3 protein-coding genes and 1 pseudogene are annotated in these 12,896 nt (G+C 70.9%); all 4 read left to right on the top strand.

Annotated features, from left to right (window positions below; all coding sequences use genetic code 11):
- The first annotated feature begins 27 nt into the window (after positions 1–27).
- The gene (locus IPQ09_25705) at positions 28–1,653 is read left to right on the top strand and encodes a hypothetical protein (protein MBL0197548.1); all 1,626 of its coding nucleotides are present in this window, start codon (positions 28–30) and stop codon (positions 1,651–1,653) included.
- Positions 1,654–1,668: 15 nt separating this feature from the next.
- On the top strand, positions 1,669–7,278 hold the full coding sequence (locus IPQ09_25700; GenBank protein ID MBL0197547.1) for a DEAD/DEAH box helicase: 5,610 nt from the start codon (positions 1,669–1,671) through the stop codon (positions 7,276–7,278).
- A 4-nt stretch (positions 7,279–7,282) separates the two neighbouring features.
- Positions 7,283–7,873 carry a hypothetical protein gene (locus IPQ09_25695; protein ID MBL0197546.1) on the top strand — a complete coding sequence of 197 codons (591 nt, stop codon included), beginning with the start codon at positions 7,283–7,285 and terminating at the stop codon, positions 7,871–7,873.
- A gap of 174 nt (positions 7,874–8,047) precedes the next feature.
- A pseudogene (locus tag IPQ09_25690) lies at positions 8,048–12,869 on the top strand (DEAD/DEAH box helicase family protein).
- Positions 12,870–12,896 lie beyond the last annotated feature (27 nt).

Below are 12,896 nucleotides of genomic sequence, written 5' to 3'. Positions count from 1 at the left end.
GCCCGCGCGACGGGGCCGCGCCTTCCGGTGACCATCCTCCTGCGCTTTCGCTGCGGGGGAGTACTCGAGTGCCGAATCCCCCCTCCCGGGAGGCTGCTCGCGTTCACCGATCGACACGGCGTTCCGCTCGAACCGGGCACCGCCGTCAGCGCGTACGCGCTCTCCGGCCTCCACGCGCGCTACGCCGCGCCGCCAGGCGGCCTCGCCCCGGTCCTCGACGTAGAGGCGAGGCTTCGCGGCGCTCGCCCTGAGCTCATCGGTCGCCTCGCGCCCACCGACGACGGGACGCAAGCGGTCCACCTCGAGGCCCTCCGTGATCGGATCGACCTGCTCTTTGCATCGATCAGACCGGGCGGCGGCGGACCGCGCCGCGAGGCCGAGGGGATGCGCCTCTCCCTCTCGGAGCGTGGAGGGCGCGCGGCCGATCGGCACGACCTCGAGCTTCGCCGCGACGACGCTCAGTTCGAGCCTGAAAAGCACGACGACCACCAGATCCTGCGCCTCGTGACGGCAGGGAACGCGTTTGGCGATTTCCGGGAGCTGCGCGTGGAGGCGACGCCCGTGTGGGATCCCGCGGCCGCGCCCGAGCCGCTCGAGCCGATCGGCGACGCGCGTTTTCGCTTTCCGTACGCGGGGCGTCGGCCCGGCCCGTGGCTCGTGACCGGGTGGCTGGGCTCCACCATGCCGATGAGGGCGCTCCTGGTCACCGTGCCCGGCGATCCGGCGGCCCACGTGAGCCACCGTAGCCTCGCCTGGGCTGTCTGCCTGCATGACCACGAAGCGCGCGCACGCGAGATGAAGCGCATCTTCGATCGCCTGGCCAGAGCATGGAGCGATCCCGAGTGGGCCGAGGTCGACGCCTACCTCGAGAAACTGGGCGTGTACCCCGCGCACACGTTCGACGTGGTGCGCGCCCTCGTGGATCACCCGGAGGCCCTCGCCGTTGCGCTCCTGCGCGCGCACGATCCCTCGGAGCTCGAGCGGCGCGCGCGCCACCTCGAGCTGCTCCCCATGGCGTGGTGCCTCGTGCCACTCCGCGCGTGGCTGCAGGCCGGGATCGCCGCCCGCGAAGAGGCTGTTCGCCAGAGCGAGGCGTGCACGAACGCGGGGATCGAAGGCTTCGGGGTCAAGCGGTGCGTCGAGGACCTCCTGCGCCCGACCGTGGGCGCAGCTCACCCGGAGATCCTCCCGTGCGTCCGCGAGGTGTGGCCACTTGTGTGCGCCGACTTCCCCAGCTCCGGACCCGGGCCGCTGCTCGAACGCGCGCAGCGGGACGGCCTGGTACAAGCTGTCGCTCCCGGGCTGCTCGAGCAGCTCCGTCAGCGCCACCCTGGCGAGCGCTGGCCGCAGCTCCACCTCGAGGACGCTACCTCGTGCTGGAACGACGTGAAGCGCATGCAAGACCAGTTCGCAGCGACCCATATCGCCGACTTCCAGCGCGACGTAGTCCGAGCCCCGGTCCTCGCCGCGCGCCTCCTCCTGGACGACACGCACGTCGCGCGCGATCGCCCCGAGCTCCTTCGGGCTATTCGCCGAGCTCGGGCGTTCGACCAGGCCTGGTTCGACGACACCCAGGCGCTCGCCCTCGCGTTCCTCCTCGGCGAGCGACTCGAGCACAATGCGGACTACCTAGATACCCTCGCAGGAATTTAGCCCGAAGGACCCGTCATGCCCGGCATGTTCGAACCGCTCGTTTACTCGCTCGCGACCCGCGCGGCGCACGCCACCACGAGCCAGATCGGCCCAGCAAGCAGGACCCTCCTCGCCATGCTCTCTGCCGAGCTGGCGAGGCCCGCGGGCGAAGGCCACTCCTTCCTGGCCGAACCTGTGTTCGAGTCGCTCTTCGACTGGGAGAAGCACCCAGTCGCGTTCGGCGCGCTCCCCTACCTCGAGCCGCAGCTCGTGCGCGCCATGAACACGCGCCTTCGCGAGCACGCGGCCTATCGCTTTCCCCCCGATCGCCTCCCGTTCGCGCACCAGAACCTCGCATGGTCCGAGCTCATCACCCGTCCGCGGCAGTCGGTACTCGTGCGCACCGGTACCGCGAGCGGAAAGACCGAGTGCTTTCTGGTCCCCATCCTGAACGATCTCGCCCGCGAGCTGCGCGAGGGCGGGCGCGCCGGGCTCACCGGGGTGCGCGCGCTCTTCCTCTATCCGCTGAATGCACTGATTCAGAGCCAGAAGGAGCGGCTCGTCGCGTGGACCCGTGCCTTCGACGGGAGGGTGCGCTTCGCCCTCTACAACGGCCTCATGCCTGAGCACCGGCCGACCGGCGGCAGGAACGTGGCAGGCCCGGAGGAGGTGACGTGCCGGGTCGATCTGCGCGCGAGCCCGCCGCCGCTGCTCGTCACGAACGCGACGATGCTCGAGTACATGCTCGTCCGCAGCAACGACGCGCCGATCCTGGATCACTCTCAGGGCAAGCTGCGCTTCGTCGTCCTCGACGAGGCCCACACGTACCTTGGTTCTACCGCGGCCGAGATCGCGCTCCTCCTGCGGCGCGTGATCGCTGCCTTCGGCGTAAGCGTGGACGACGTGCGCTTCATAGCGACCTCCGCGACGATCGGGGGCGACGACAACGCAGCGATCGAGCGGCTCCAGGCGTTCCTCGCCGAGCTCGCAGGGATCCCTCGCGAGCGCGTGACCGTCGTAAGCGGCCGCCGAGCTCTGCCACCGCTGGACCCGGCGCTGGAGGGCTTGCGCGAGGCGCTGCCCAATCCGCGTGAGCTTGCGAGTCTCCCTGACCGCGGGTACCGCGCCCTCGCCTCCGCCCCGCTCGCGCGCGCCCTGCGCCAGGCACTCGTCGCGCCCACGAAGCTGGGCAAGCTGTCGGAGCTGCTGGACGGCCGCTCGGCCGCCGACACCCTCGCCGTCGTCGACGCGTGCGCGGCCGCTCGCCCGCCCACGGGAGAGCCGTTCCTGCCCTTGCGCGCGCACCTGTTCCTGCGGACGCAAACGGGCCTTTGGGCGTGCTGGAACGCCGCGTGTGCGGGTCGCCCGGGCGCGGGCGCCGCGGACTCGGACTGGGGCTTCGGCAGAGTGTTCCTCGAACGGAGAGACCGCTGCGACGCCTGCGAGAGTTTGGTGCTGCCCGTGGTCTTCTGCGCGTCGTGCGGTGCGGCGCACCTCTCCGCGCGGGAGGTGGCGAACGAGCGCCTCACGCCCCACGAGTGGGACCCCGCGGGTGGCGTCGAGCTTGATACGGAGGGGTCGGACGACGACGACGCCCGGGCGAAACGAACCTACGGCGACGCGCAGCTCGTGGCACCATGTAACGTCTTGGACCTCACGACCAGCTCGGCCGTGGGACTACGGTCTGGCAAGTTCGACGACGACGCGTCCCCGGCCACCCTCGCACGCCTCCTCGCGAAACACGGCGAGGATCGGCTCCGGTGCTCCGGGTGCGGGATCCTCGACACGCCTGACCTCGACGGCTTCCGCCGCGTGCGGCTCGGGGCGCGGTTCTTCCTACGGCTCGGTATCCCGACCGTGCTGGAGCAGCTCCCGGACGCGACGGGTGGTCGGGACAAGCCCGCCCGAGGCCGACGCCTCCTGACGTTCAGCGACAGCCGGCAGGGCTCGGCGCGGTTCGCGATCGACGCGCAGCTCGAGGCGGAGCGGAGCTACGTGCGCGCCTTCCTGTACCACGCTCTATGGAGCGAGGTGCAGCCTCCGAACCGCGACGAGACCGCGAAGCTCGAGACGGAGATCGCGGCGCTCACCGACGCGGGGCGCGGGAACCCCGTCCTCCTCGCGATGCGCGACCAGAAGCAGCACGCCCTGGACGCGCTCCACGCCCGGACGTCGACCCTCCCGCGCCTTCCGTGGCGCGCCCTGCAGTCCAGGCTAGAGCAGCGGGTGGAGGTCAACACGTGGATGCGCAACAGCCTCCGGAGCCGGTACCTCCCGGCCGATCTCGCGACCGATCAGATGGCTGCGCTCTGCATGATGCGCGAGCTGCTCCGCCGCCCGCGTCGACAGAGCTCCCTCGAGACGCTTGGGCTCGCGTCGCTCGCCTATCCGGCACTGGACTCTGTCCACTCCGCCCCCTCCGCGTGGCTCCAACACCACCTCACGGTTGGCGAGTGGCGCACGTTCCTCAAGATCTCTATGGACTTTCAGGTGCGCGCCCGCTCGGCGGTAGATGTGGACAAGAAGCTGCTCCGGTGGATGACCAGCCCGTTGCGCCCCGCGCGCTTCGTTGAGCCCGACGCCGACGGTTCGGACAGCGCCGTGCGGTGGCCCCAGCTCGGCGCAGGGCGCTCCGGGCGGCTCGCGCGGTACCTGGCGCTGGTGCTCGGTGTGAAGGCAGACGATGCAGACGATCGGGCCCTGGTCAACAGCCTCCTCTCGGATGCTTGGCGCGCGCTCCTCGATGCAGGCCTCCTCAGGAAGCTGCCAGCGGGGGACGAGTGGGCAGCCAACCTCGAGGAGTGCGCCGCGCTGACGCCCGTCAGTTCCGGCTGGCGCTGCCCGCTCACGCGCCGCTTTCTCGACGCGACGATCCGCGGCCTCTCGCCCTATCACGCGGACGCGCAGCAGGTAGCGGTGGGTCCGGCCGAGCCCATCGACATGCCGCGCCTCACCTTCCTTCACGGCACCAACGCGGCCGGCGATCGCGCACCTATGAAGGCGTGGCTCGAGAACGACCCGGTCGTATCACGCGCCCGCGAGCGCGGCGTGTGGACCGAATTCTCCGATCGCATCGCCGCGTCCGGTCCGGTCACCTACTTCGCCACCGCCGAGCACTCGGCGCAGCAGCAGCGCGCGCGTCTCGCGCAGATCGAGGAACTCTTCCGGGAAGAGAAGCTCAACGTCCTGTCGTGCTCGACGACCATGGAGATGGGGATCGACATCGGCGGCCTCCTCGCGGTCGTGCTGAACAACGCCCCACCGAGCCCCGCCAACTACCTCCAGCGCGCCGGCCGCGCCGGCCGGCGCGACGCCGAACAAGCCGTGGTGCTCACGATGTGCCAGGGATCGCCGCACGGACAGGCCCTCTTCGCGAACCCCGAGTGGCCCTTCAAGACCGTGGTCGAGCCGCCCCGCGTCACCCTCCACGCGCAGCGCATCGCGCAGCGCCACGTGAACGCGCTCGCCCTCTCTCTGTTCCTGCGCGAGCGCGCTGCCGATGGGCTCAAGCTCACCTGCGCGGCGTTCCTCGCGCGCGACGCACGGCCTGACTCGCAGGCCGAGCGCTTCCAGCTCTGGCTCGAGAATCCCGTAACGGCCGAGGCGCTGGCCCCGGCCCTCGAGGGGCTCACACGCGGAACCCCGACGCCCGTGACCAACGCAGCGAGCGCGCGTAGAGCGCTCGAGGCTACGGCGGCAGCGATGCATGCGATCGCGGAGCGCTGGGAAGCCGAGCACGATGGGCTCGTAGACGAGCTCCGGCTCGCGGACGTGGTCGACCCGCTCGCGCCGCTGGAGAAAGCGAGCCCTCTCCAGCGCGTCCTGCAGATCCAGCTCCGGCGCCTGCGCGACGAGTACCTTCTGCGCACGCTCGCGAGCGAGGGGCTCCTTCCGGCCTATGGCTTCCCGCTGCATGTCATTCCGTTCGTCACGTCCACCGCCGAGCAGCGCCGCGCCGAGGAGCGCGCCGAGGCCGCGCACGAGCGCGAGGAGGGCAACGATCGCTCCTGGGGCGGGTGGCCGTCGCGCCACATTGCGATGGCGATTCGCGAGTACGCGCCGGGGTCGGGCGTGGTTATCGACGGGGTAGTCTACGAGCCCGAGGGCGTCACGTTGAACTGGAAGTACCAGCCGGCGGACACGTCGCACGAGATCCAGAGCATCCGCTTCGTGTATCGGTGCAAGGCGTGCGGTCTCACCGGCGAGTCACGGCACCTGCCAGGTGGGTGCTCGTGTGGAGCGGCTCAGGAGGTCCACGAGGTGCTCCGACCCGGCGGGTTTGCCGTGGCGATCGACGCGCAGCCCAGCTCGGACCTATCCAAGGAGCGCTTCGTGCCCGTGGTCACGCCCTGGGTGACGGCGGGCAGCGCGCCCTTTCGCTCGCTGGCCAGCCCCGCCGTTGGATCGTACCGGTACGCCGCCGCGGGCATGGTCTACGAGCATTCGGGAGGCCAGCGGGGGTTCGGCTATGCGGTGTGCCTGGTGTGCGGTCGCGCCGCGTCGGAGGAGCGGCGCCCGGGCGCGAGACCGGACCCGCCACCCAGTGCGTTCTCGGCGCACCGGCGGCTGCGCGGCGGCAAGGGAGATCGCCTGTGCGCGGGAGGCGACACGAGCCTGAAGCGGCACCTCCGGCTCGGCGGGACGTTCACGACAGACGTCGTCGAGCTCCTATTGACCGAGCCCGCGGACGGCACGCCACTCGACGACGACGTGGCCCTCGCGTCGATCGCGGTCGCGCTGCGCCAGGCGCTGGCGGAGTCGCTGGGCATCGACGTGCGCGAGCTGGGGTGGGCAGTCGAGCCCGTCGCGGGCCCCCTTGGCCTGCGCCGCGGGATCAAGCTCTTCGATCGCGCCGAGGGGGGCGCGGGGTTCGTTGGGTCGTGCCCCGAGCGCCTCCCCGCGCTGCTCACGCGCGCGCGCGAAATCCTAAGATGCTCGCCCGACGACCCCTGCGACAAGCTCTGCCACCGCTGCCTGCTGTCGTTCGAGACGCAGTTCGAGGAGCACCGGCTTGATCGCAGGGTGGGCGAGCGTGCCCTCACCGACACGCTCCTCGAGGCGCTGAAGCTCCCAACCGAGTTCGCGTTCTTGGGGCCCGACAGCGAGCTCGAGTGCGACGCCCTCGCCGAGCGCCTGAGCCTCGCGCTCGCGCGCCCAGACGTCACCGAGTGCCGCGTCGCACTCGGCGGCGCGCCCGACACATGGGACCTCGGATCGTGGCGCCCCTGGCCGCTCCTCGTTCGCGCTGCGAGCGGGGGCAAGCGCGTCACGCTCATGATGTCGGACGAGGCGCGCCGCGCTCTGCCGGCCGAGGTCGCGCACGCGCTCGCGTCGCGGTGCGAGGCGGCGAGCGTGGCGGTCGTGGTGGCCCCTCGAGCCTCGCTGCGCGTGGGCGGCGCGTGGCTCGCCCTCGAGATAGGCGGGCCGGCTCGGTCGACGCGATGGGTCGCGACGAGCGCCGCACCGCTGGCCCCGGGAAGGGCGTACGGCGCCCTCGCGCCCGACGACCGCGTCGTGCGCGCGCACGCGAATCTGCCGCTCGCGGCGCAGGGCAGGAGGGCGATCGCGCCCCACCGAGCTGCGCGGCACGCCACCGGGGACCTTCCGCGAGATCCAGCTCGCCGCACGCCTCGCGGGTCCCGTTGACCGAGTGGGTACGAGCCTCCTTGACGCGCTCCTCGAGGCGGGAGATCCGGGGCTCGCACGCCACCTGCAGGGAGAGACGAAGCTCACGCGAGTGACCTACGCGGATAGGTACGTGCGCTCGCCCCTTGTCGCGCGGGTGGTAGCCGAGGTGGTAGGCGCGCTCGCCAGGCGGAGCGGCGGGATCGGTTCTGACACCGAGGTCCAGCTCGTGACGACCCCGCCCCGTCCCCGTTCGGACGTGCGCCCGCACCGCGTCTTCCACGACTGGCCCGACGCGACGGACCAGCGGGCGGCGCTCGTAGCACTCCTCGCGGGCGTGGGCCGCTCGCGCGTGACCGCAAGCGCCGTGCAGAGCACGCTCCACATGCGGGAGCTGCGTCTCGAGTGGCCGGGAAGCGTGTACCGCGTGCGGCTGGACCAGGGGTTCGGGTTTCTGCGGGCCGTGGGGCGGGAGCTGGGGTTTGATTTCCGGCAAGACGGGGCGTCGCAGGCGCGGGCCCTTTGGGGCATGCGATTCGGCGTGGAGGCGGTCGAGGGGCAGGTAGGGGTGGCGTATTTGTCGGCGGGAACCGAGGACGGCGCGTCGGTGCAGTAGTCTCTATTCAGGCGACACATGGAATTTGTTGTCGTCGGCCTGCGGCAAGCGTTGTCGGTGATCTCGAGGTGTCTGCGGTGAACCGGAAGGCCGAGGTTCGGTCTCCCCCAACAGAGTCGCGGACATCGATCAACAATCCCCTCCCGCCCAACCGTTCCGCGTATCCTCCCCACCATGGCGGGGCCCCCGAACGGTGAAGGCACGAGCCCGTTCCTGAGCATCCCGCCGTCCGCGTGGGTGGCCTCGAACGCGCTCGCGTTCGCCGTGGAAGACCGCTTCCCCGTGTCGAAGGGCATACGCTCGTCGTCACGCGACGCGTGGTAGCCACCTGGTTCGACGCTTCCGATGACGAGCGTCACGCGATCCTCGCTCTCGTGGACGAGGTGAAGCGTCGGCTCGACGACGCGCATCGACCTGACGGCTACAATGTCGGCTTCAACGCGGGGACCGCTGCGGGGCAGACCGTGATGCACCTACACGTGCATGTCATCCCCCGCTACCGCGGCGACATGGACGACCCGCGCGGCGGCGTCCGGCACGTCATCCCGAGTAAGGGGAACTACCTCGCAGCTCCCGCAGACGTGCGGCCGGCGCGTCCGTCTCCGCTCGCGACCGGAGGTGTGGAGGACCCCTTTGCGCGGCACATCCTGCCGCTCTTCGCGACCGCCGCCGATATCGCGATTGTCGCGGCCTTCATCCAAGACAGCGGGCTCTCCCGCATCCAGGACGATCTCCACGCCGCCGTCAGGCGCGGCGCACGGGTGCGAATCGTCACGGGCGACTACCTGGACATCACCCAGGCCTCGGCGCTCGAGCGACTCGTCGACTGGCAGGAGAGCGGGGCGCGCGGAGACTCGAACGACCTGGAGAACCCGATCGATCGGCCAGGTTCGATCGAGACGCGCGTCGTCGAGGTCGCGAAGCTGCCCGGGCTGACGCGGGCGTTTCATCCGAAGTCGTGGTCTTTCGAGTCGGCGCGCTACGGGATTGCCTTCGTCGGAAGCAGCAACCTGTCGCGATCCGCGCTGGACACGGGGGTCGAGTGGAATCTCCGCGTCGACCGTGAGCGCGACGCCGAGGCGTATGCACGCGTACGAAGCGCCTTCGAGTCTCTCTGGTCCACGGCCCGCGCGCTCGACGAGGCGTGGGTCGAGGCCTACGCGCAGCGAACACGCGAGGCTCCACACGCGCTCCCCACCGGGGAGCTCGTCGTCGACGCCGTGGAGCCCCCGCCCGAGCCTCATGCGGTGCAGGTGGAGGCGCTCGCACGCCTTCGCAACGGACGCACGAACCACGGCTGGCGGAGCGCTCTCGTCGTTCTCGCCACCGGCCTCGGCAAGACGTGGCTCGCGGCGTTCGACTATCGGCAGCTCCACGAGGAGACCGGCCACCGTCCGCGGCTGCTCTTTCTGGCCCATCGACAAGAGCTATTGCGTCAAGCCGCCGATACCTATCGACGACTGCTCCGCGCGAGGGACGTGCGCGCTCGCTTCGGGTGGTTCGTCGGCGAAGGGGGAGATCTCTCGGCCGACCTCGTCTTTGCGTCCGTGGCGAAGCTCGCCCGGCAGGAGCACCTCGCGAAGCTCGTGGGCCAGCGCTTCGACTATGTCGTGGTCGACGAGGTTCATCACGCAGCCGCCCAGTCCTACCGCTCGATTCTCCGATCCCTCGAGCCGACGTTCCTTCTGGGGCTCACCGCCACGCCCGATCGCGCAGACGCCGCGGACATTCTCGGACTCTTCGACGATCGCCTCGCGTACGCCGCCGACATCGGTCGCGGCGTCGAGATCGATCGGCTCGTGCCATTTCACTACTTCGGAGTGAGAGACGAAATCGACTACGCGAACATTCCCTGGCGCAACAAGCGGTTCGACCCCGCGGCCCTCGCGGAGGCCGCGCAGACCGAGGCGCGCATGGAGACCCTGTGGCGGGCTTGGCACGAGCACCCGGGTCGGAAGACGCTCATCTTCTGCTGCGGTATCGCCCACGCCGAGTTCGTGCGAACGTGGTTGTCCGCCCGCGGCGTGCGAACCGCGGCGGTCTACTCCGCCGAAGGCACCGACGACCGAGAGGGGGCGATCCAGGCGCTCGCGAGGGGAGACCTCGATGCCGTGTGCTCCGTCGACGTCTTCAACGAGGGCGTGGACGTCCCCTCGGTCGACCGGGTCGTCATGCTTCGTCCCACGGAGTCGGGGGTTCTCTTTCTCCAGCAGCTCGGGCGTGGCCTGCGCGCGGCGCCCGGGAAGTCCTCCGTGACGGTGATCGACTTTGTCGGCAATCATCGCGTGTTTCTCGAGCGGCTCCGGACGTTGCTCTCGCTGGGAGGCCGGGCCGCTCCGGGCATGCGCGGCGTGATCGAGGGGAGCTCGGACGAGCCCATCGAGCTGGCGAGTGGGTGCTCGGTTCAGCTCGAGCTCGAGGCCAAGGAGCTTCTCTCGCGGATGTTCCGCGTGGGCGGCGCGGACGAAGTGGAGCGAGCCTACCGCGAGCTCCGCGTCGAGCGCGGCCTACGGCCGAAGGCCGGGGAGCTCCAGAGGATGGGGTATCTCCCCAGCCGACTGCGGGCGCGACATCAGAGCTGGTTCGGATTTGTGCGTTCTGAGGGGGACCTGAGTGACGACGAGGCGGCAGCGCTGGACGAGGCCGGCGCCTTCCTCTCCGAGGTCGAGACCACCGAGATGACCAAGTGCTTCAAGATGGTCACGCTCGAGGTCTTGCTCGAGGCGGACGCGATCCACGAAGGCCTGTCGCTGCTCGAGATCGCGCGCCGTTCTCACACCATTCTTCGCCGTTCGCCGGAGCTGTTCGCCGACGTGCCCGACACCGAGCGCGTCGACACCCTCACGCCCGCGTCCGAGGCACGTTGGGTCGCCTATTGGCGGCGCAACCCCATCGAAGCCTGGACGTCGGTGGGAAAGGAGCGGCGCGCGTGGTTTCGGATCGAGGGCGATCGTCTCGTCCCTGCCTTCAAGGTCGGCGCGGCCGCGGTGGTGGCACTCCCGGCCTTGGTCGCCGAGCTCACCGACTATCGACTCGCTCAGTACCGCGCGCGAAGGCGCTCCGGTGAGGTCACGGCGGATGGGTTCGTGTGCCGAGTGCTCTCGAACCAACGCGATCCGATCCTCAAGCTCCCCTCCGACCGCGGGAAGCTGCCGGACGGGGAGGTCGACGTGTGGGTCGGCAGCTCGGTCTGGCAGTTTCGGTTCGCCAAGGAGTTTTGCAACGTCGCTCGTCCAGCCGGCACGCAGAGAAACCAGCTCCCCGATCTCATGCGTCGCTGGTTCGGGCCGAGCGCGGGCCAGCCCGGCACGGGCTTCGAGGTCCGGTTCCGGGCCAGCCCAGATGGATTGTGGGCTGAGCCTGTTCATTCCGCGGTCGTCGAGCTCGCCGCGCGACGTGGGGTTGTGGCCTATCCGGACCTGCGGGCTGCCGCGGGTCATGCAGCCGCGGCGATTGAAGCAAGTGAGCTGCAGCCCGAGCGCGTGATGCTCCCGACCGAGAATGCCGGCGACGAGCTCTTCGCTGTTCGGGTCTGTGGCACGTCGATGGACGGCGGCAAGGCCCCGATGAGGGACGGCGATTGGGCCCTCATGACCCTCGCCCGTCACGCGCCCGCCTCGACTCTCGAGAACCGCGTCGTGCTCGTCCAAGTGCAGGCCGAAGGCGCCGGAAGCCAGTACCAAATCAAGCGGCTACGCCGACGCGACGGACGCGACGGACGCGGTGGGAGCTGGCGTCCGACAACCCCGACGGGCCCTCGTTCGACGCCAGCGACGACATGCAGGTCATCGCCCGCCTCGAGCGCACGATTTCACCAGAGAGCCTCGCGCCCGCTCCGGGAACCGCGCTGTCCGAGGCCGAGCTCGCGCCCGCGTTCGGCCTAGAAGAGCTCCTCCCGCGGTCGGGTCGTCAAGGCGGCCATCTCTTCGTCTTCATCGACCAAGCGGGCCAGCTCGCCGAACCCGATCGCGTGGCCCGCGGCGCCGAAGAGCGCCGACCCGGGGAGACCGCGTTCGTCCTCGCGCGCCGCCAAGACGCCTCCTACGCGTTCCTCGGGGTGGGCCGGTGGCTCGACGACGAAGCGCGCTGGGCGATCCCCGAGGCCGACTATGCGACGTGGCGCCAGTGGGGCGCCGGCCGCGCGACCTCTCGGCGCCTCCCGCCCGGCGCGCTCGCGCGCGCGCAGGTCGTCGTCGACGCGCTCGTGTCGCTCCCCGAGGAGCAGCGGTGGATCGCGCACGCCGAGGGGCGTCGCGCGCGGGTGCTCGGCGCCGCGCCGCGTGGGGGGCTCCGCGTCGACGGTGGGGACGGAGGGTTCGGAGAGCGGACGGTCTCGCTCATCGATCTCGCGTGGGTCATCCTCGCCGCCGACGACGCGCGGGCGCACGGCGGCCTGCTCGACGAAGCCCTCGTCAACCGGCTCCGCTACCTCGACGGGACCCCGAAAGGGGCCACTCGATGGATCGACACGGGCTGGGCGCTCGCCGCGTGGGAGGCCGGAAAGGGGCTGACGCAACAGGCCACCGCCAGCCCGGGCGCCGCGCGGGCGATTCGGGGCGAGGACGGCGCCCCCCTCGACGCCACGTTCCGCGTCGAGCCGGCCGGAGGCACCCTCTCGATTGTCCTCGAGTCGCGCGGTGGCACGCAGGGCACGGGCACCGCGCGCAATACCCACTACGATCGCGGGCTCCAGCTCTTGCTCGAGCGCCTCGCGGCGGCGGGCCTGCCTCTCGCGGACGCTGTGGTCGAGTCGCGCGACACGGCGCGGCTCTCCCACGAGGAGCGGAGGCTGGAGCTCCCGCAGCCGTATCCCGTGCGGATCGACGACGTCGCGACCCTGAAGCGGGCGATCGGCGCGGCGCAGGCGCGGGTCGGCAGGCAGCCCGGGGCGAAGGGCAGCGGCAACCGCACGCGCCGTCTGCGGCTCTTCGTGGCGACTCCGATGGGAGCGGAGTCCCTCGCGCGGGCGCTCGAGGGGAGCCCGCCCACGGCGTGAGGCGCCCCGCGCGACGTGGCGCAGCCG

This window comes from Myxococcales bacterium, from assembly GCA_016720545.1.
In the GTDB taxonomy this organism is placed as follows: Bacteria; Myxococcota_A; Polyangia; order Polyangiales; family Polyangiaceae; genus JAAFHV01.
Note: the sequence above shows the minus strand (reverse complement) of the source record. Positions and strands in the feature narration are given on the sequence as shown.